Genomic DNA, 20207 nt, shown 5'->3' on the forward strand with positions numbered 1-20207 from the left:
GGCCCTGACCGGGAGCGCCACAGCAGATGACCGTGCCTTCCCGGGGGGAAACCCCCGGAACCCCTGAGCAGGACCGACTGACGCACATCGACGCGGCCGGCGCCGCTCGCATGGTCGATGTGTCCGGGAAGGACGTGACCGCGCGCACCGCCCGCGCCAGCGGCCGCGTCCTGGTCTCACCCCGTGTGGTCGAGCTGCTGCGCGGCGAAGGGGTCCCCAAGGGGGACGCCCTCGCCACCGCGCGCATCGCGGGCATCATGGGTGCCAAGCGCACGCCGGACCTCATCCCGCTCTGCCACCCGCTGTCGGTGTCGGGTGTCAAGATTGATCTGTCGGTCGCGGACGACGCCGTCGAGATCCTCGCCACCGTGAAGACCACCGACCGTACGGGCGTGGAGATGGAGGCCCTCACCGCGGTCAGTGTGGCGGCCCTCACCGTGATCGACATGGTCAAGGCTGTCGACAAGGGGGCGGTCATCACGGACGTAAGGGTGGAAGAGAAGACGGGCGGGAAGTCGGGCGACTGGAGTCGGTCATGACCGCGCCGACGTACCGCGCCCTGGTCGTCACGGCCTCCAACCGGGCCGCCGCGGGTGTCTACGAGGACAAGGGCGGGCCCCTGATCGCCGAGGGGCTCGCGAAGTTCGGCTTCGCCGTGGACGGCCCGCAGGTGGTCCCGGACGGGGACCCGGTGGAGGCCGCCCTGCGCACGGGTGTCGATGCCGGGTACGACGTCATCGTGACCACCGGCGGCACCGGGATCTCGCCCACCGACCGGACGCCCGAGGCGACCCGGCGGGTGCTCGCCCGCGAGGTGCCGGGCATTCCCGAGGCCATCAGGGCGTTCGGGAGAGAGAAGGTGCCGACCGCGGCGCTGTCCCGGGGGCTCGCCGGAGTCGCGGGACGGACGCTGATCGTCAACCTGCCGGGCTCCACCGGCGGCGTGAAGGACGGCCTCGCCGTCCTGGAGCCCCTGCTGATCCATGCCGTCGACCAGATCCGCGGCGGCGACCACCCCAGACCCAGCGGCAGTGGGGGTGCGAGCTGAACAGCCCATCCTGGCCCGTCGAGCTGGTGGACGGCGATGTCGTCCTCCGGCCGATAAAGCTGCGCGACCAGCGGGCCTGGCGCGAGGTCAACCGACGCAACCGGGACTGGCTGCGCCCCTGGGAGGCGACCATTCCGCCGCCCACGCCCAGCGGCCCGATCGCGCACCGGCCGACGTACCGCCAGATGGTCCGGCATCTGCGCGCCGAGGCCAACGCGGGCCGGATGCTGCCCTTCGTGATCGAGTACCAGGGGCGGCTCGTCGGACAGCTGACGGTCGCCGGGATCACCTGGGGCTCGATGTGCTCCGGGCACATCGGCTACTGGGTGGACCAGTCGGTGGCGGGCCGCGGAGTGATGCCGACGGCCGTCGCACTCGTGACCGACCACTGCTTCCGCACCGTAGGACTGCACCGCATCGAAGTCTGCATTCGCCCCGAGAACGGGCCCAGCCGCAGGGTCGTGGAGAAACTCGGATTCCGCGAGGAAGGGCTTCGACCTCGTTATCTCCACATCGACGGCGCCTGGCGCGACCATCTTGTCTTCGCACTCACCGCCGAAGAGGTACCCGAAGGGCTGCTCGGACGCTGGCGCCGGGCGCGCGCCGCGCAGATCCGCTCGGAACAGGTGGGATCGGAACAGGCCGGCTCACAGAACCCGAGCAAGCCGGGCAACGCCGGTAAATGAAATAGGTGTTCGAAATTGATCGGCCGACGATCGCCTCAGGGCATTAAATTCGCGGTCCCGACGGCCTGCTGATCGCATCGGTCACAAAAAAAGCTCGAAATATCAGCCAGATCGTGCGACACACCGGCGCAATTGGCAGATGGCCTCACGCAAACCCCTCTACCGTGTGAGACGTGAGCAGCAGCGGCCTCATCTACGCAGTCATCGTCGGGGCCTGGGCCGCCTACTTGGTGCCGATGTGGCTCCGTAGGCAGGACGAGCTGAACGAAGCCCGTCCGACGGAACGCTTCAGCACCGCCATCCGGCTGCTGTCCGGACGGGCGGGTATGGAGCGCCGATACGCCAAGGACCTGCGGGCGCGCTCCGCCGAAGAGGGGGAGTCCAGCGCCGACCCGGACGGCGTCACCGATTCGGTGGACGTCCGGGCTTTCGCCATGCCTCCGACCCGCCCGCAGGCGCAGGCCCAGCATCGGTCGCAGGTGCAGGAGCGGGTTCAGGCGCCGACCCCGGCGCAGTCGGAGCAGGCGCCCCCTCAGGCGCAGCCCAGACAGGGGGGCGCGTACGAGGTGCCGGGCGCCGCCAGGTCCGTACCGCAGCAATCGGCCAGGCCCGCGCCCCAGGCAGCCAGGTCCGCGCCTCACACAGCCCCCAAGTCCGCTTCGCGCCCTGTGCCGGGTGCACGGCGTGATTCTTCGGCGGAGGCCGCAGCGCGGGCCCGGCGCTCGAAGGTGCTCGCGCGCCGGCGGCGTACGACGGTGATGCTCTTCCTCGCCTTCACGCTCGGCGCGGTCGTGGCGGCCGTGGGTGGGCTCGCGTTCCTGTGGGCGCCCGGCGTACCCGCCGTGATGCTGAGCTCGTACATCGTGTACCTGCGCGCCCAGGAGCGGCGGCGCTTCACGTACACCATGGACCGGCGCAGGGCCGAGGCCGCGGCGAAGCGGCTGCGGGAGCGGCAGCCGCGCCGACGGCCGACCGTCGACCCCGGGGCCGACGAGCCGGACGAGGTCCCAGAGCCGGACACCGACCCCGGTCTGTCCGCGCTCGCGGCCGACCGCCGCGCGCTCGTCGAGCAGACCGATCACGCGGAGTGGGTCGACCAGCAGCGTGAGCGCCAGCGCGGGCCCGGCCAGGGCGACAGCTGGGACCCGGTGCCGGTTCCGCTGCCGACGTACGTGACCGCGCCGGTCGCGCCCCGGGCCACGCCCAGCATCGACCTGGGGGCGCCGGACGCGTGGAGTTCCGCGCGTTCCAGTGTCGCGGAACCGACCGCGCCGGAGGCCGAGTCGACCGCCGAGGAGCAGGCCGACAACGCGGAGGCCGCCGACGACGGCCGGAGCGACGCACGGCGCGCCGCGTCCGCCCGGCGCGCCCGCGAGCGCGGTCGTACGCCGCTCTTCGACCAGTACGAGGACGGGGAACGGCCGCGGGCCGCCAACGAGTGACGGGTATGACGGTGGGGGCTCGGGAGTCCCTGGCTGACCAGCCATGAACGGATTTCCAAGCACCTCGATGAGGATGCTAGAGTTTCACTCGTTGCAAGGGCCTGTGGCGCAGTCCGGTAGCGCACCTCGTTCGCATCGAGGGGGCCAGGGGTTCAAATCCCCTCAGGTCCACGCAGCGACTGTTCTTGAGTTAGCTCGGGGATGGTTGACGGGATCCCGTCCGATCTGATTGATCGGGCGGGATCTTTGGTTTTCCCGGGATGATTGGTCCCTCCGATATCCCGAGTGAGATGGGCAACTTCGCGGCGGCCGGGGCCGGCTGATGGGGTGCGGGCTCCAGCCCGCGGACGGGGCCATGTCGCTGCACCGGCAACTCGTTCCCCGTTTCGGGTCGTTGCCAGCCCGCAGCCCGCAGCCCGCAGCCCGCAGCCCGCAGCCCGCAGCCCGCAGCCCGCAGCCCGCAGCCCGTGTGTGCGTCGCTAGAGCGGCTTGGCGTAGCAGAGGCTCAGGTCGTGGAAGCGGTAGTGGCCGAACTTGGGGCAGGGCTCGTAGCCGCTCGACTTGTAGAGGGCGACCGCTTCGGGCTGCTTGGCGCCGGTTTCCAGGACCATGCGGGTACGGCCGGCTTCCCGGGCGTCGGCCTCCAGGCCGGCGAGGATGCGGCGGGCGAGGCCGAGACCCCGGGCTTCGGGGACCACGTACATCCGCTTGAGCTCGGCGTCGCCGTCCGAGTAGCCCTCGTCGTTCGTGTCCTGGCTGCGCCAGCCGCCCGTTGCGACCGGGCGGTCCCGCTCGTCGTACGCGATCAGGTAGAGACCGAACGGCGGGGCGAACATCGACGCGTCGAGGGGGGTGACGTCACCCTCGTCCTCGTAGCGTTCGGCGTATTCGGCCTGTACCTGGTCGTTGAGCTTGACGGCGTCGGGGTGGTCGAAGGGAACCCGGCGTATTTTCATGCGGTCTACCGTACATCTATGCGTGGATCGGTGGGACTGATCGAATTCGGATCGGCGGTACCGATTAAGTATCGTGCCCGGGTGCTGACTGTGACCTCTGTGAATGTGAACGGGCTCCGGGCCGCGGCGAAGAAGGGCTTCGTGGAGTGGCTCGCGGGGACCTCCGCGGACGTGCTGTGCCTCCAGGAGGTGCGGGCCGAGCCTGGGCAGCTCCCCGAGGAGGTGCGGGCGCCCGAAGGGTGGCACGTCGTGCACGCGCCCGCCGCAGCCAAGGGGCGCGCGGGAGTCTCCCTGTACGCCCGGCGTGAGCCGGATCGCGTGCGCGTCGGATTCGGTTCGCAGGAGTTCGACTCCAGTGGGCGCTACGTAGAGGCGGATCTGCCCGGTGTCACCGTCGCCAGTCTCTATCTGCCTTCCGGTGAGGTCGGGACCGAGCGGCAGGACGAGAAGGAGCGCTTCATGGGGGAGTTCCTCGTCCATCTGAAGGGGCTCAGGGAGCGGGCCGCCGCCGACGGGCGTGAGGTCGTCGTGTGCGGCGACTGGAACATCGCCCATCAGGAAGCCGACCTCAAGAACTGGCGCGGCAACAAGAAGAACTCCGGGTTCCTGCCCGAGGAGCGGGCGTGGATGGGGCAGGTCTTCGACGAGGGCGACGGCGGGTTCGTCGATGTCGTGCGCGCCCTGCATCCTGACGTCGAGGGGCCGTACTCGTGGTGGTCTTACCGCGGGCGGGCCTTCGACAACGACACAGGCTGGCGCATCGACTACCAGGTCGCGACGCCCGGGCTCGCGGGCAAGGCGGTCAAGGGCTTCGTGGAGCGCGCGGCGACGCATGGGGAGCGCTGGTCCGATCATGCGCCGGTGACCGTTGTCTACGACCTGTGATCCGCCCCGTCCGCCCAGCTCGGTGACCTGTTGGCCGGGGGCCTGTGTCGGGTGATCCCGTTGACCGCCCGGCTGCCGGTCTAGGACAGGTGGCCCCGTCGATCCCGTAGGCGGCGGTCCAGGGCCATCGACAGCTCCGCCTCCACCACGCTCTTGGCCAGCGGGCGCAGGCGCTGGAGATCCTCTGTCGTGCGGTCCTCGGTGAGGACGAGAGTGGTGAAGAGTTCGGCGAGCGCGTCCGCGTGATCGCGCACGCGCCGGGCGGCCGTCAGGACGTCCGCGAGCGGGATGCCCTCGCGGACCAGGGCCGCGGAGACGTCGAGCAGGCGACGGCTGATGTGGACGATCTCTCCGCCGTCGGTGCCGAGATAGCCGAGGTCGAGGGCCGCGGCGAGGTTCTCCGGGGTCGCCTGGCCGGCGAAGACGTCGGCCAGTTCCTCGGGGGAGAGGCGGACCGGGGTTTCCTCGGTGGGCTCGCCCAGACCGAGCAGCTCGCCTACGTCGCGGCCGTGGTCGAAGGCCTCGGCCAGCTCGGCGATGCCGTTGAGGGTGTGGCCGCGTTCAAGGAGCGCGGAGATCGTGCGGAGGCGGGCCAGGTGGGTGTCGTCGTACCAGGCGATGCGCCCCTCGCGCCGGGGTGGCGGTATGAGTTTGCGCTCCCGGTAGAACCTCAGGGTGCGCACCGTGATGCCGGCTTCCTTGGCCAGCTCCTCCATCCGGTACTCGCGCCTGCCGGACTCGGGCGCGGCGCCGCGCTCCCGCGCTCTGGTACGAGCGCCGTCGCGCTCTTGGGCGCTCGCGCTCTCATCGCGCGCCCCGCTTGCGCGCCCACGCGCCTCCGCGCCCCGCTTTCCTGATCCCTCGGCCACGTGCGCACCCTACGTCGTACCCTCGGTAACTTTCCCGGTCGCGACCCCTACCCATCAGTACAAGCCTGCTCTACTCTCCCCATTGCGCCAGTGTTCACTGGCAGGGTCGTGCGGCTAGGGAGGCGTCGGGATGACCGAACACGAGCATGTACGAGTGGCGGTGATCGGGTCCGGGTTCGGCGGTCTGGGGGCAGCCGTGCGGCTGCGCCGTGAAGGGGTCACCGACTTCGTCGTCCTGGAGCGGGCCGACAGCGTGGGCGGCACCTGGCGGGACAACAGCTATCCCGGGTGCGCCTGCGACGTACCGTCCCACCTGTACTCGTTCTCGTTCGCGCCCAACCCCGACTGGCCGCGTACCTTCTCCGGGCAGGAACACATCCGCGCGTACCTGGAGCATGTCGCGGACGTCTTCAGGCTGCGGTCGCACCTGCGCTTCAACTCCGAGGTCAAGATGATGACCTGGGACACGGAGAAGCTGCGCTGGGGGATCGAGACCAGCAGTGGGTTCCTCACGGCGGACGTGGTCGTCTCCGCCACCGGGCCGCTGTCCGACCCCAAGATCCCGGACATCCCGGGGATCGACACCTTCCCCGGCAAGGTCTTCCACTCGGCCCGCTGGGACCACGACTACGACCTGCGAGGCAAGCGCGTCGCGATGATCGGCACCGGGGCGTCGGCCATCCAGATCGTGCCCTCGATCCAGCCGGACGTCGCCAGGCTCACGCTCTTCCAGCGCACCCCGCCGTGGGTGATGCCGCGCGTCGACCGGGCCATCACCGGGGCCGAGCGCTGGCTGCACAGGCAGCTGCCGTTCACGACCCAGGCGCGGCGGGGACTCCTGTGGGGCATCCGGGAGTTGCAGGTCCAGGCGTTCACCAAGCGGCCCGACGAGCTCGGCCTGGTCGAGCGGCTGGCCAAGCGGAACATGGCCCGCGCCGTCAAGGACCCGGCCCTGAGGGCCAAGCTGACGCCGGACTACCGGATCGGCTGCAAGCGGATCCTGCTCTCCACCACCTACTACCCGGCGCTCACCCGGCCGAATGTGGACGTCGTGGCCTCCGGGCTCGCCAAGATCGACGGTTCCACCCTCGTCGCCGCCGACGGCAGCACCGCCGAGGTCGACGCGATCGTCTTCGGTACAGGCTTCCACGTCACCGACATGCCGATCGCGGAGCGGGTCGTCGGGGCGGAGGGCAAGACGCTCGCCGAGGCGTGGGGGACCGGCATGAAGTCGCTGCGCGGCGCCACCGCGGCCGGCTTCCCCAACTGGATGACGATCATCGGGCCCAACACCGGTCTCGGGAACTCGTCGATGATCCTGATGATCGAGTCCCAGCTGAACTACATGGCCGACTACGTACGGCAGTTGGACGTGCTCGGGGGGCGCCCGGCTCTCGACGCACGCCCCGGCGCCGTGGACGCCTGGAATCACAAGGTGCAGGAGCGCATGAAGCGCACGGTGTGGAACACCGGCGGGTGCAACAGCTGGTACCTCGACGCCAACGGGGTCAACACCACTATCTGGCCGGGTACGACCAGCGAGTTCCGCACGGCCACGCGACGCGTGGATCTGGGGGAGTACGAAGTGGTGCGCGCGCCGGAGCCGGCACCCGAGTCCGCGCCCCCGTCGCAGACCAAGAACACGCGCAAGAAGAGGGTGGAGGCAGGGGCGTGAGCCGATTGATGCACGTGGCGCACGGGGCGTACGCGCCGCCCGCGCCGGCGCGCGAGCTGACCGCTGTCTCCGCGGACGGCGCGCGTCTGCACGTGGAGGTGCACGGGCCGAAGAACGCGCCCCCGGTCGTCCTGGCGCACGGCTGGACCTGCTCGACCGCCTTCTGGGCGGCGCAGATACGGGATCTCGCGGCCGACCACCGCGTCATCGCGTACGACCAGCGCGGGCACGGGCGCAGTCCCGCCAGCGCGACGTGCACCACGGAGGCGCTCGCCGACGACCTGGAAGCGGTGCTCGCGGCGACGCTGGCGCCGGGTGAGAAGGCCGTGCTCGTGGGGCACTCCATGGGCGGGATGACGCTCATGGCCGCCTCGGCGCGGGCGCGTTTCCGGGAACACGCGGCGGCCGCGCTGTTGTGCAGTACGGGGAGCTCGCGGTTGGTCGCGGAGGCGCGCGTGGTGCCGTTGCGCGCCGGGCGGCTGCGGACTCGTCTCACCAAGTCCGTGCTCGGGTCGCGCGCCCCGCTCGGGCCGGTCACGCCGCTCGCCCTTCGGATCCTCAAGTACGCGACCATGGGCCCCGGTTCGTCGCCCGGCATGGTGGAGGCGTGCGCGCGGATCGTGCACGCCTGCCCGCGCAACGTGCGCCATGCGTGGTCGGTCGTGCTCGATCTGGTCGATCTCGATCACGGCGTACGGGAGTTGAAGGTGCCGACGGCCGTGGTGGTGGGGACGGCGGATCGGTTGACGCCGGTCGTGCACGCACGCGCCCTGGTGGCGGCGCTGCCGAACTGTGTCGGTGTCACCGAGTTGACGGGGCTCGGGCACATGACGCCGGTGGAGGCGCCGGAGCTGGTGACCTCCCGCATACGCGAGCTCGTCGTCACGTACATGGACGGCACCGGGAGTGCAGGGAGCGCGGAGAGCGCGCAAATCAAGGAGGGCGCATGAGCAGGGTGAGTCTGGAAGGGCAGGTCGCGGTGGTCACGGGGGCGGCGCGCGGCGTCGGCGAGCTCCTGGCGCGCAAGCTCTCCGCGCGCGGCGCGAAGGTCGCGCTCGTCGGACTCGAGGCGGACGCGCTCAAGCAGGTGTCGGAGCGGCTGCACAACGAGAGCGACCACTGGTACGCCGACGTGACCGATCACGAGGCGATGGCGCGGGTCGCCGCGGAGGTCAAGCAGCGGTTCGGGAAGGTGGACATCGTCGTCGCGAACGCCGGTGTCGCCAGTGGCGGGCCCTTCGTCGACTCCGATCCCGTCGCCTGGCGGCGGGTGATCGAGGTGAATCTGATCGGGTCGGCCGTCACGGCGCGGGCGTTTCTGCCGGTGCTGATGGAGAGCCGTGGCTATCTGCTGCAGATCGCCTCGCTCGCCGCGATCACGCCGGCTCCGATGATGACCGCGTACTGCGCGTCCAAGTCGGGTGTGGAGGCGTACGCGCACAGCCTGCGCGCCGAGGTCGGCTACAAGGGCGTACGCGTCGGGGTCGGGTATCTGTCGTGGACCGACACGGACATGGTGCGCGGCGCGGACCAGGACGACGTCATGCGCGAGCTGCGGCAGCGGCTGCCGTGGCCGTCCAACAAGACGTATCCGCTGGGGCCGGCCGTCGACCGGATCGTCGCGGGGATCGAGCGGCGGTCGAGCCATGTGTACGCGCAATGGTGGCTGCGAGGGATGCAGGGCGTCCGCGGTTATCTGCCCGGGCTCATCGGGGCGGTCGGGCAGCGGGAGATGCGGCGGTTCGAACCGCGGCTGAGGAGTGTGCGAACGGGGCTCGTCGGGGCCGGTGGGGCGGCCGACGAGCAGGAGCGGCAGGGGACCTCGCCGTGAGCGATCGGCCCTCGCTCACCGTGAGTTACTGATCGAAATGCGTCTTATGTCCCTGCGTGTCAGTCTGGTCGAGGCCCGATCCCCCTCACCCACAACGGGAGTGAATCTCATGGGCATGAAGGACCAGTTCCAGGACAAGGCCGAGCAGATGAAGCAGCAGGCCAAGAAGAAGATGGGCGACGCGAAGGAAGAGACACGCGGGCGTTCCCCGCAGGGTCAGCCTTCGCCGAGCCGGCCTTCTCAGGGTCAGCCTTCTCAGGGCCGGCCTCCGCAGGGGCAGCGCTCGCAGGGCCAGCGTCCGCAGGGTTCGCGTTCGCAGGACCAGCGTTCGCAGAACCACCTGGAGACCGAGCGCGCTCAGCGGGAGGCTCAGGACCGGTTCGATCAGGACTACGACGCCTGATCGTCCCGCGTTCGCTGCACCGGCTTTGCTCGGGATGGGGTGCCCTGTTGGGGGCACCCCATCTCTATGCCCGCACCGGCTAGTTCCTCGGCGGCAGCTTCGGGCGGGTTCCGTCCGGGACGCCCGAGTAGTCCGGTGGGGAGGCGGCCGGGTGGCTGCGGAGGAGGTCCTGGGCCAGTTGGATGGCGTCGTCGAGTTGGGCGTGGCGGCCCTCCGCCCAGTCCAGAGGGGTGCGGAGGATCTCCAAGTCGGGGGTGACGCCGCGGTTTTCGATGGACCAGCCGTAGCCCTCGAACCAGGCCGCGTTCATCGGAACCGTGATCACCGTGCCGTCGCCGAGGCGGTGGCGGCCGGTCATGCCGACGACGCCGCCCCAGGTGCGCTGGCCCACCACCGGGCCCAGCTTCAGCAACTTGAACGCCGCCGTGATCATGTCGCCGTCCGACGAGGTCGCCTCGTCGGCCAGGGCGACGACGGGGCCGCGCGGCGCGTTCGAGGCGTACGACACCGGCTGGGCGTTGCGGGTCAGGTCCCAGCCCAGGATCTTGCGGGTGAGTTTCTCGACGACCAGCTCGCTGATGTGGCCGCCCGCGTTGCCGCGTACGTCGACGATCAGGGCGGGGCGCGAGACCTCCATGCGCAGGTCGCGGTTGAACTGGGCCCAGCCGGAGCCACCCATGTCCGGGATGTGCAGATAGCCGCAACGTCCGTCGCTCAACTCCCGTACGAGCTCACGGCGTTTGGCGACCCAGTCCTGGTAGCGCAACGGCCGCTCGTCGATCAACGGCACCACGGCCACCCGCCTCGACCGGCCCTGGCCCTCCGCCGGGGTGAACGTCAGCTCCACCGTCGTACCGCCAGCGCCCGCCAGTAGCGGATACGGGCCCGTGACCGGGTTCACCGGGCGGCCGTCGACGTGGGTCAGTACCGCGCCCTCGCGGATCCCGGTACCGGCCAGGGGGGAGCGGGCCTTGGAGTCGGAGGAGTCGCCGGGGAGGATCCGCTTGACCATCCAACTGCCGTCGCGGCGGACGAGGTTGGCGCCCAGCAGGCCCTGCCAGCGCTGGTAGTGGGCCGGCCCCTCGTTGCGGCGGGCGGCGGAGACGTACGCGTGCGATGTGCCCAGTTCGCCGAGGACCTCGCGCAGCAGGTCGGCGAACTCGTCGGGAGAGGCGACCCGTTCGACCAGGGGACGGTACTGGTCGAGTACCGCGTCCCAGTCGATGCCGCACATGTGGGGTTCCCAGAAGTACGCGCGGATGATGCGTCCGGCCTCCGCGTACGCCTGACGCCATTCGGCGGGCGGGTCCACCTCGTGGATGATGCGGCGCAGGTCGATCCAGACGGTCGAGTCGGCGTCACCGGACTCGGTGGAGGGCGTGGCGCGCAGGTCGCCCTCGTCCACGACGACCAGCCGGGAACCGTCGCCGCTCACCGCGAACCAGTCGAGGTGCCCGACGAGTTCGGACTTCTTCGCCTTGGTGATGTTGAAGTACTCGAGGGTGGGGCGGCCGGTGGTGTCGTCCGGGTTCGCGAAGGTCTCGCCGAGCGCGCCCGAGATCGGCCAGCGCAGCCAGACCAGTCCGCCGCCCGCGACCGGGAACAGTGCCGAGTACTTGGAGGCGGTGACCGGGAAGGGGGTGACCCGGCTCTCCAAGCCCTCGACCTCCACGGTCACGCTGCCGTCGGCGGCCTCGTCCTCCACCGGATCCAGGCCTCCGGCGACCGGACGTCCGTCGGGGTTCAGCGCGAAGGGGGAAGGCGTCGCGGACGACAACGGCACCAGATAGGGCCGGCAACCCAGCGGGAAGGACAGATCCCCGGTGTGCACGTCGTACACCGGGTCGAAGCCGCGCCAGGAGAGGAAGGCGAGATAGCGGCCGTCCCGGGTGAACACCGGGTTCTCGTCCTCGAAGCGCCCGTTGGTGACGTCGACGATCAGATGGTCCTCTTGTCCGATCCCGGAGATGCGCGCCATCTTGATCTGGCGCAGCGAGCGGCCGATGCCCGGGTGTGACCAGGTAAGCCAGGCCCCGTCCGGGGAGAAGGCGAGATCCCGTACCGGGCCATTGACCGACCGGATCAGCTCCGTGACCTTGCCTCCCGCAGACTTCGTCCCGGACTCGCCCGCAGACTTGGGCCCGGAGTCGCCGTCAGACTCCGTCCCGGAGTCGCCGTCAGACGCCGTCGCGGACTCGCTCCCGGACTCCGTCCCGGAGTCGCCGTCAGACGCCGTCGCGGACTCGCTCCCGGACTCCGTCCCGGAGACGCCGTCAGACTCCGTCGCGGACTCGCTCCCAGCCCCCGCCGACGACTCGCTCCCGGACTCCGTCCCGGACTCGTCCTCAGAATCCTCGTCCTCCGTCGCGTCGAGCAGCAGCAGCCGCCCGTCGTTCGAGGCGATCGCGAGCCGTTCGCCCTGCGGGTCCGAGACGAGCTCCTGTACGTGGCCCAGCTCGCCGACCGCGAGCCGGCGCGGCTCGCGGTCGCCGCTGGCGCGCGGGAGGTAGGCGATCTCGACGGCGTCCTCGCCCTCGGCGTCCGTGATGTACGCGACCTGGCCGCCCGAGCCGAGCATCTCGGGGAGCCGGACCCGTACCCCCGGGGTGTCGGTGATCGTGCGCGCGGGGCCGTCGCGGTGGGTGAGCCAGTACAGGCTGCCGCGTACGACGACGGCGCTGGCCCGGCCGGTCTCGTCCACGGAGATCGCGTCGACGTTCTGGGTCGCCGGGACCTGGTACGTACGGCGTCCCGCGCGCGGACCGCCCAGGCGTACGTCGATACGGCGGGGGACCGACTCCGGGGAGAGGTCGTCGACGATCCAGAGGTCGCCGGCGCACTGGTAGACGACCCGGGTGCCGTCCGACGAGGCGTGGCGTGCGTAGAAGGCGTCGTGATCGGTGTGGCGGCGCAGATCGGAGCCGTCGTACGTGCACGAGTACAGGTTCCCGATGCCCTCGTGGTCGGAGAGGAAGGCGATCCGCCCGCCGACGAACATGGGGGAGTCGAGGTGGCCTTCGACGTCGGCGAGCAGATGCCGGCCGTGCAGCCAGAGCCGGCCCATCGCGCCGCCCCGGTAGCGCTTCCAGGCGGCCGGCTCGTGCGGTGGGGTGCCGGTGAGCAGCAGGGTCTTGCGTTCGCCGTCGATGTCGGCGACCTGGATGGCCGAGACCGGGCCCCAGGGCAGCTTTCCGCCCGGGTCGCCGTCGGTGGGGACCTTGTACGCCCAGGTGAAGTACGAGAAGGGCTGGCCGTGCGAGGCGACGGCGAGGATGTCCCCCTCCGGCGTCCAGCCGCAGACCTGGGTGTCCGCGCTGCCCCAGTAGGTGAGCCGTCTGCCGGGGCCGCCGTCCACCGGAGCCAGATGGATCTCCGGCACGAAGCTCCGCCAGCTCGTGTACGCGATGTGGCGGCCGTCGGGCGAGAAGCGGGGGTGGCCGACCTTGGTGCGATCGACGGTGAGCCGCCATGCGCGGCCGGGCCCGTCGAGGGGGGCCACCCACAGGTCGTCCTCGGTCGCGAAGCACAGCCGGTCGCCGCTGAGGTGGGGGAAGCGCAGGTATCCGGGTGCGTTGTCGTCGGCGTGTCCGGGCGCGTTGGCGTCGGAGGTCGCCCTGCCCGTGGTCGCTTGATCTGCGGTCGCCTGATCCGTGGGTGCCTGGTCCTTGGTCGCCTTCTCGTACGCGTCGCTCACCTACCCATGCTTTTCCGCTGGGCGGGCACCGGCAACTTGTGCGGCGGTCCCGGCGCGGTGTGCGGCCGTCCCGGCACGTTGTGGGGCGGTCCCGGCGCGGTGCGCAGGAACCGTGTGCGGCGCTCCCGGCACGGTGTGCGCTGGTCCCGGCACCTTGTGATTGCGCGGGCCGTGACCCATCACACGTACGAAACGGTTTCGTTTCGCTCGCCGCCGGGGTATGTTCAGAGACGTACGGGAGAGACGTACGAAACGTGTCGCTCGGACGCCGCGACGTACGAAACCATGTCGTTCACAACCGTGTCGTTTAGAAGCAGAAGAAGGTGAGTGGGATGACTGAAGCCGCAACGGTGCGTCGCAGTCGGATCACGCCCGAGCGCGAGGCCGAGCTGTACGGGGCCGTGCTCGACCTGCTTCGAGAAGTCGGCTACGACGCCCTGACGATGGACGCCGTCGCCGCCCGCACCAAGTCCAGCAAGGCCACCCTCTACCGCCAGTGGGGCGGCAAGGCCGAGCTGGTCGTCAGGGCGATGCGGCACAGCAAGCGGGTCACCATCGGCGATGTCGACACGGGCTCCCTGCGGGGCGACTTCCTCGCGCTGGTCGCGCGCGAGGACGACTGTGTCATGGAGCAGAACTCCGCGCTGATGCGGGCCCTGGCCATGGCGGTCCACTCCAACCCCGATCTCCTCAAGGCCTTCCGGGAGCTGCTCATCGAGCCGGAGGTCGAGGAGATGCGCAAGATGCTCCAGCGTGCCGTCGACCGGGGTGAGATCCGTCCGGGCAACCCCGCGATGGACTACGTGCTGCACATGGTGATCGGCGGCTTCGCGGCCCGCACGTTCATCGACGACTTGCCGCCGACCCAGGAGTTCCTCCGTAAGTACTTCGATGCCGTGGTCTTCCCCGCCCTCGGCGCCTGAGCCTCTCCCAGATTCCCCTGTAACACCCCTCAATTGCCCCTGACGCGCGACCGCTCACGTCGTCGGGCTGATCCCCCCTGCCCCCACTCGGGTGATCACACCAGCCCCTGCCATCCACACGACCTGACCGGGAGAACGCCCTCGTGGCCACGTTCCTCTACAAACTCGGCCGACTCGCCTTCAGGCGACGGCACTTCGTCGCCCTGATCTGGGTGGCACTGCTGACGCTCGCGGGTGTCGGCGCCGCCTCCGCGCCCACCGCGGGCGCGTCCTCCTTCTCGATACCCGGCACCGAGGCGCAGAAGGCCTTCGACCTGCTGGAACAGCGCTTCCCCGGCATGAGCGCCGACGGCGCGACCGCGCGGGTCGTCTTCAAGGCGCCCAGCGGCGAGAAGATGGCGGACAAGAACAACAAGGCGACCGTCAAGAACACCGTCAAGGCGCTCGGCGACGGCTCCGAAGTCACCTCCGTCACCGACCCGTTCAAGGCGCACGCCGTGAGCAAGGACGGCTCGGTCGCCTACGCGTCGGTGAAGTACAAGGTCTCCGGGATGGAGTTGAAGGACTCCTCGAAGACCGCCCTGGAGGATGCCGCGCAGCAGGCGCGGGACGCCGGGCTGACCGTCGAGGTCGGCGGTGACGCGCTCCAGGCGACGCCCGAGACCGGGTCCACCGAGGTCATCGGCATCGCGGTCGCCGCGGTCGTCCTCGTCATCACCTTCGGTTCGCTCATCGCGGCCGGGCTGCCGCTGCTGACCGCGCTGATCGGCGTGGGCATCGGCGTCTCGACGATCACGGCCCTCGCGAACGCGCTCGACCTCGGCACCACCACCTCCACCCTCGCGATGATGATCGGCCTCGCGGTCGGCATCGACTACGCGCTGTTCATCGTCTCCCGCTACCGCGCCGAGCTGGCCGAGGGCCGCGAGCGCGAGGAGGCGGCCGGACGGGCCGTCGGCACGGCGGGCTCCGCGGTGGTCTTCGCCGGCCTGACGGTCGTGATCGCACTGGTCGGCCTGGCGGTCGTCAACATCCCGATGCTGACGAAGATGGGCGTCGCGGCGGCGGGCACGGTCGCCATCGCCGTCCTCATCGCGCTGACCATGATCCCCGCCTTGCTCGGCTACGCGGGCCGCAAGGTCCAGCCCGCGGGCAAGAAGAGCAAGCTGCTCGGCGGCGGCCGTGCCGCCAGGAAGGCCCACAAGCCCAACATGGGCACCCGCTGGGCGAGCTTCGTCGTCCGCCGTCCGCTCGCCGTGCTGCTGCTCGGCATCGTGGGCCTGGGCGCCGCGGCGATCCCGGCGACCTCGCTCGAACTGGGCCTGCCCGACGACGGTTCGCAGCCGACGTCCACCACGCAGCGCCGCGCCTACGACCTGCTGTCCGAGGGCTTCGGGCCCGGCTTCAACGGCCCGCTGATGGTCGTGGTCGACGCGCAGTCCAGCGGCGCCCCGAAGGCGGCGTTCACCAAGGTGAGCGACGAGATCAAGGGCCTCAAGGGGGTCGTGACGGTGACCCCGCCGGCGCCCAACAAGGCCGGCGACACCGCGACGATCACGGTCATCCCGGACTCCAAGCCCTCCTCCGTGAAGACCGAGGACCTGGTGCACGCCATCCGTGACAAGGGCGGCGAGATCAAGGCGGACACCGACGCCAAGGTGCTGGTCACCGGCACCACGGCGATGAACATCGACTTCTCGCAGAAGCTCAACGACGCGCTGATTCCGTATCTGGCGCTCGTGGTCGGGCTCGCCTTCCTGCTCCTGATCGTGGTCTTCCGCTCGATCCTGGTCCCGCTGAAGGCGGCCCTCGGCTTCCTGCTCAGCGTGCTCGCGGCCCTCGGCGCGGTCGTCGCGGTCTTCCAGTGGGGCTGGCTCTCCAGCCTCATGGGCGTCGAGGAGACCGGCCCGATCATGTCGATGATGCCGATCTTCATGGTGGGTGTCGTCTTCGGTCTCGCCATGGACTACGAGGTCTTCCTCGTGACCCGGATGCGCGAGGCGTACGTCCACGGGGAGAAGCCCAGCCAGGCGATCGTGACCGGCTTCAAGCACGGCGCCCGGGTCGTCACGGCCGCGGCCGTCATCATGATCGCGGTGTTCTCCGGCTTCATCGGCTCCAGCGAGTCGATGATCAAGATGATCGGCTTCGGCCTCGCGATCGCCGTCTTCTTCGACGCGTTCATCGTGCGTATGGCGCTCGTCCCGGCCGTGCTGGCGCTGCTCGGCAAGAAGGCCTGGTGGCTGCCGAAGTGGCTGGACCGCGCGCTGCCGAACGTGGACGTCGAGGGCGAGGGACTGCGCGCGCTCGACGCCGACCGGCGGCAGGACGAGGACGACGACCGGGAGCTGGTCCGGGTCTGATCATCCGGGCTGACGGCCTGGGGCTGACGGGCCGACCGGGGTTCGCAGCTCCGGCACAGATCCCCGGGCCGGGGCTCACCAGCCCGGACCGGGGATCTGAAAGCCCACGTCAGTGAGCCACTGGGGTGGCGGCCGTGTAGGTACGACGCAGGAAGCGCATCAGGGCTTTCGAGTCGACCTGCACGACCGCCACGCCTTGTGCTGAGTGGAACTCCATGACAGCCTGCACTCGCCCGCAGGGCCAGACGCGCACGTCGCCGCTGCTGGCGGGGACGCGCAGTCCCTGCTCGAGGAGTTCACGGGAGAAGACCCACTCGTGCGGGCCGGGCAGCGTGATGTGCACCTGGCGGGGGTCGGTGTCGGGGTCGTAGCGGAGGGCCACCGGGACGGCCCGGCGTTCGTCCTCGGGGGAGTCGGCGGTGTCGGTGACGATGTGGGCGCGGGCGTATTGTTCGACGGCGTACATGAACCGACTCCTTACGCTGCGTAAGCTGTGCGGAATCTGTGAATCCGCCATTTATCCAATGTCGCACATCTGACGGAAAACGCTTCCGGATCTGTCGGTGTGATCCTCCAAGGTCTGCCTCAGGGGCTGAGGTCTCGTTTCTCTCTCTCCCCAGGGTCCCCCTTGTTGGGCCGGTTCACCCTCCTGCTTGCGGCGGTGGTTCACCCCCCTGTTGCAGAGGCGCTTCACCCTCCTCGGACGCTGTCCCCTGCGCCCAGTGGCTATTCGTGAGTTCATCGCTCTTGCAAGCCATTCGCAACAAGGCACTATCATCGAACGGTGCATGTGCCTGACGGATTCATCAACGCCCCGGTCTCCGCGGTCGCCGGAGTGGTCGCCGCCGGCGCCATCGCCGTGAGCCTGCGTGGCGCCCGCCGCGAACTCGACGAGCGGACCGCGCCGCTCGCCGGCCTGGTCGCCGCCTTCATCTTCGCCGTACAGATGCTGAACTTCCCGGTCGCGGCCGGGACCAGCGGACATCTGCTCGGCGGCGCCCTGGCCGCGATACTCGTCGGCCCCTGCACCGGCGTCCTGTGCGTCTCGGTGGTCCTGCTGATGCAGGGCATCCTCTTCGCGGACGGCGGCCTCACCGCGCTCGGCGTCAACATCACCGACATGGCGATCGTCACGACGGTCGTCTCCTACGCCCTCTTCCGCGGCCTGGTGAAGGTGCTGCCCCGTAAGCGCCGCTCCGTCACCGTCGCCGCCTTCGTCTCCGCGCTGGTGTCCGTCCCGGCCGCCGCAGTCGCCTTCACCCTCATCTACGCGATCGGCGGCACCACCGACGTCGCGATCTCCAAGGTCGCCACCGCCATGATCGGCGTGCATGTCCTCATCGGCATCGGCGAGGCCGCGATCACCGCGCTCACCGTCGGCGCCGTCATCGCCGTACGACCCGATCTCGTGTACGGCGCCCGCGGCCTCCAGCAGCAGCTCAAACTGCGCGTGAACGGGGAGTTGGTCAACGCCCCCACGACCCTGGCTCCCGTCCCCGCCGCCCGCTCCTCACATCGCAAGGTGTGGATCACCGGCCTCGTCACCTCCCTCGTCCTCGCCGGATTCGTCAGCTTCTACGCCTCCGCCAGCCCCGACGGCCTGGAGAAGGTCGCCAAGGACAAGGGCATCGACCAGAAGGCCGGGAAGCACGCGACCGAGGACTCGCCCCTCGCCGGGTACGGCGTCAAGGACATCTCCGACGCCCGGATCTCCGGCGGCCTGGCGGGCGTGATCGGTGTCGGCGTCACGGTCGTCGCGGGCAGCGGCGTCTTCTGGGCGGTGCGCAGGCGCCGTACGTCCGAAGTCTCCCCCTCGCAGGTGGCCTGAGATGGGCGCGGGCCACGCCCACAAGCTCTACCGGCACGGGCACTCGCCCGTGCACGCCCTGCCCCCGCACACCAAACTCGCGGCGGCCTTCGCCTTCGTGATCGTGGTGGTCTCCACCCCGCGCGAGGCGGTCTGGGCGTTCCCGCTGTACGCCGCGCTGCTCGCGACCGTCGCGCACAAGGCCCGCGTACCGGCCGGATTCCTGCTGAAACGCCTGCTGATCGAGGTCCCGTTCGTCGCCTTCGCGGTGCTGATGCCGTTCGTGGCAGAGGGCGAGCGGGTGGACGTGCTCGGCCTGTCGTTGAGCGTGAACGGTCTGTGGGGCGCCTGGAACGTCCTCGCCAAGGGCACGCTGGGCGTCGCGGCGTCCGTACTCCTCGCCTCGACGACCGAGCTGCGCGAACTGCTCCTCGGACTCCAGCGCCTGAAGCTCCCGCCGCTCCTCGTGCAGATCGCCTCCTTCATGATCCGGTACGGCGACGTCATCACGGACGAGATGCGGCGGATGCGGATCGCGCGGGAGTCGCGCGGCTTCGAGGCGAGCGGTGTGCGGCACTGGGGGGTGCTCGCGAAGTCGGCGGGCGCGCTGTTCATCCGCTCCTACGAGCGCGGGGAGCGCGTGCATCTCGCCATGGTGAGCCGGGGGTACGCCGGCTCGATGCCTGTCATCGACGACGTGACCGCGTCCCGCGCACAGTGGTCGTACGCCCTCACCCTCCCGTTCGCCGCCCTTGTCGTATGTCTGCTGGGATGGACGCTGTGACCTCTTCTCCGGCCGGTACCCTTTCTCCGGCTACGCCCCCCTCCCTGCACGTGGCCGGACTGGCCTTCGCCTACCCGGACGGGCACCAGGCCCTCTTCGGCGTGGACTTCACCGTCGGGCGCGGCGAACGCGTCGCGCTGCTCGGCCCGAACGGCGCCGGCAAGACCACCCTCGTGCTGCACCTCAACGGCATCCTGACCGGCGGCGCCGGGACCGTGACGGTGGCCGGACTGCCCGTCGGCAAGCGGCACATGGCCGAGATCCGGCGCAAGGTCGGCATCGTCTTCCAGGACCCGGACGACCAGCTCTTCATGCCGAGCGTCCGGGAGGACGTCGCGTTCGGCCCGGCCGCGGCGGGGATGAAGGGCGCCGAGCTGGAGGAGCGCGTCCGTACCGCGCTGGAGCGGGTCGGCATGGAGGGCTTCGCGGACCGTCCCCCGCACCATCTGTCGTTCGGACAGCGGCGCCGGGTCGCGGTCGCGACCGTCCTCGCGATGGAGCCGGAGATCCTGGTCCTGGACGAGCCCTCGTCCAACCTCGACCCCGCCTCGCGACGCGAACTCGCCGACATCCTGCGGTCCTTGGACGTCACCGTCCTCATGGTGACCCACGACCTGCCGTACGCCCTGGAGCTGTGCCCCCGGTCGCTCGTCCTCAGCGAGGGCGTGATCGCCGCCGACGGGAAGACCGGCGAACTGCTCTCCGACGACCAGCTCATGCGCACCCACCGCCTGGAGCTGCCCTTCGGCTTCGACCCGCGCTCCGTGACAATGGGGGCGTGAACAATGGGCGCGTGAACAATGGGGGCGTGGACGACGGGCGTGTGAACAACGGTCGCTTG

At 70.2% G+C, this 20207-nt stretch carries 18 protein-coding genes and 1 tRNA gene; 15 read left to right on the forward strand and 4 right to left on the reverse strand.

From position 1 onward, the window contains the following. Positions 1 to 26 precede the first annotated feature (26 nt). The 5 genes from moaC (at position 27) to ACFVXA_RS27700 (ending at position 3347) form a co-directional block, all read left to right on the forward strand. A complete protein-coding gene (moaC, locus tag ACFVXA_RS27680) occupies positions 27 to 539 on the forward strand; it encodes a cyclic pyranopterin monophosphate synthase MoaC (RefSeq protein WP_362016211.1) in 513 nt (170 codons plus the stop codon). Next, entirely contained in the window at positions 536 to 1048 is a 513-nt protein-coding gene (locus ACFVXA_RS27685) for a MogA/MoaB family molybdenum cofactor biosynthesis protein (RefSeq protein ID WP_362016208.1), read from the forward strand. Before moaC ends, ACFVXA_RS27685 begins: the two co-directional genes overlap by 4 nt. A gap of 23 nt (positions 1049 to 1071) precedes the next feature. Continuing rightward, the gene (locus ACFVXA_RS27690; protein ID WP_362016902.1) at positions 1072 to 1734 is read left to right on the forward strand and encodes a GNAT family protein; all 663 of its coding nucleotides are present in this window, start codon (positions 1072 to 1074) and stop codon (positions 1732 to 1734) included. A gap of 173 nt (positions 1735 to 1907) precedes the next feature. Continuing rightward, positions 1908 to 3176, forward strand: coding sequence for a gephyrin-like molybdotransferase receptor GlpR (gene glpR / locus ACFVXA_RS27695; protein ID WP_390027194.1), 1269 nt, complete (start codon positions 1908 to 1910; stop codon positions 3174 to 3176). A gap of 97 nt (positions 3177 to 3273) precedes the next feature. After that, positions 3274 to 3347: transfer RNA gene (locus ACFVXA_RS27700), tRNA-Ala, on the forward strand. A 308-nt stretch (positions 3348 to 3655) separates the two neighbouring features. On the opposite strand, the gene ACFVXA_RS27705 is transcribed toward ACFVXA_RS27700, so the two are convergent. Further along, on the reverse strand, positions 3656 to 4132 hold the full coding sequence (locus ACFVXA_RS27705; protein ID WP_362016202.1) for a GNAT family N-acetyltransferase: 477 nt from the start codon (positions 4130 to 4132) through the stop codon (positions 3656 to 3658). 81 nt (positions 4133 to 4213) lie between these two features. On the opposite strand from ACFVXA_RS27705, the gene ACFVXA_RS27710 reads away from it, so the two are divergent. Further along, positions 4214 to 5017, forward strand: a complete 804-nt coding sequence (locus ACFVXA_RS27710) for an exodeoxyribonuclease III (protein ID WP_362016199.1) — start codon at positions 4214 to 4216, stop codon at positions 5015 to 5017. Between the two features lie 80 nt (positions 5018 to 5097). Here the strand turns inward: ACFVXA_RS27710 and ACFVXA_RS27715 are convergent, their stop codons facing one another. Further along, entirely contained in the window at positions 5098 to 5733 is a 636-nt protein-coding gene (locus ACFVXA_RS27715; RefSeq protein ID WP_362016900.1) for a MerR family transcriptional regulator, read from the reverse strand. Positions 5734 to 6016: 283 nt separating this feature from the next. On the opposite strand from ACFVXA_RS27715, the gene ACFVXA_RS27720 reads away from it, so the two are divergent. From ACFVXA_RS27720 to ACFVXA_RS27735, 4 genes are all read left to right on the forward strand, one after another. Then, entirely contained in the window at positions 6017 to 7561 is a 1545-nt protein-coding gene (locus ACFVXA_RS27720) for a flavin-containing monooxygenase (protein ID WP_389746971.1), read from the forward strand. Continuing rightward, positions 7558 to 8511: an alpha/beta fold hydrolase gene (locus ACFVXA_RS27725; RefSeq protein ID WP_389746972.1), complete on the forward strand. Its 954-nt coding sequence runs from the start codon at positions 7558 to 7560 to the stop codon at positions 8509 to 8511. Before ACFVXA_RS27720 ends, ACFVXA_RS27725 begins: the two co-directional genes overlap by 4 nt. Beyond that, positions 8508 to 9392: an SDR family oxidoreductase gene (locus tag ACFVXA_RS27730; protein WP_362016191.1), complete on the forward strand. Its 885-nt coding sequence runs from the start codon at positions 8508 to 8510 to the stop codon at positions 9390 to 9392. Before ACFVXA_RS27725 ends, ACFVXA_RS27730 begins: the two co-directional genes overlap by 4 nt. Positions 9393 to 9501: 109 nt before the next feature. Then, a complete protein-coding gene (locus ACFVXA_RS27735) occupies positions 9502 to 9795 on the forward strand; it encodes a hypothetical protein (RefSeq protein WP_362016188.1) in 294 nt (97 codons plus the stop codon). Positions 9796 to 9874: 79 nt separating this feature from the next. Here ACFVXA_RS27735 and ACFVXA_RS27740 read toward each other — a convergent pair whose 3' ends face one another. After that, the gene (locus ACFVXA_RS27740) at positions 9875 to 13354 is read right to left on the reverse strand and encodes a S41 family peptidase (protein WP_390027259.1); all 3480 of its coding nucleotides are present in this window, start codon (positions 13352 to 13354) and stop codon (positions 9875 to 9877) included. 467 nt (positions 13355 to 13821) lie between these two features. Here ACFVXA_RS27740 and ACFVXA_RS27745 point away from each other — a divergent pair, with 467 nt between their 5' ends. Together ACFVXA_RS27745 and ACFVXA_RS27750 are read left to right on the forward strand one after the other, a co-directional pair. Continuing rightward, positions 13822 to 14412: a TetR/AcrR family transcriptional regulator gene (locus ACFVXA_RS27745; protein ID WP_389467881.1), complete on the forward strand. Its 591-nt coding sequence runs from the start codon at positions 13822 to 13824 to the stop codon at positions 14410 to 14412. 143 nt (positions 14413 to 14555) lie between these two features. Beyond that, positions 14556 to 16775, forward strand: a complete 2220-nt coding sequence (locus tag ACFVXA_RS27750) for an MMPL family transporter (protein WP_389751791.1) — start codon at positions 14556 to 14558, stop codon at positions 16773 to 16775. A 109-nt stretch (positions 16776 to 16884) separates the two neighbouring features. Here ACFVXA_RS27750 and ACFVXA_RS27755 read toward each other — a convergent pair whose 3' ends face one another. Continuing rightward, entirely contained in the window at positions 16885 to 17241 is a 357-nt protein-coding gene (locus ACFVXA_RS27755; RefSeq protein WP_362016178.1) for an SsgA family sporulation/cell division regulator, read from the reverse strand. Positions 17242 to 17559: 318 nt separating this feature from the next. Here ACFVXA_RS27755 and ACFVXA_RS27760 point away from each other — a divergent pair, with 318 nt between their 5' ends. Genes ACFVXA_RS27760 through ACFVXA_RS27770 form a run of 3 tightly spaced genes read left to right on the forward strand, consistent with a single transcriptional unit; the run spans position 17560 to position 20148 of the window. Continuing rightward, entirely contained in the window at positions 17560 to 18603 is a 1044-nt protein-coding gene (locus ACFVXA_RS27760; RefSeq protein WP_390027197.1) for an energy-coupling factor ABC transporter permease, read from the forward strand. 1 nt (position 18604) lies between these two features. Then, entirely contained in the window at positions 18605 to 19366 is a 762-nt protein-coding gene (gene cbiQ, locus ACFVXA_RS27765) for a cobalt ECF transporter T component CbiQ (RefSeq protein WP_390027200.1), read from the forward strand. Next, positions 19354 to 20148 carry an energy-coupling factor ABC transporter ATP-binding protein gene (locus tag ACFVXA_RS27770; protein WP_390027203.1) on the forward strand — a complete coding sequence of 265 codons (795 nt, stop codon included), beginning with the start codon at positions 19354 to 19356 and terminating at the stop codon, positions 20146 to 20148. The genes cbiQ and ACFVXA_RS27770 overlap by 13 nt, the downstream gene beginning before the upstream one ends. Positions 20149 to 20207: the final 59 nt, after the last annotated feature.

Origin of the sequence: Streptomyces sp. NPDC058246, from assembly GCF_042881985.1 — a bacterium.
Taxonomy (GTDB): Bacteria; Actinomycetota; Actinomycetes; order Streptomycetales; family Streptomycetaceae; genus Streptomyces.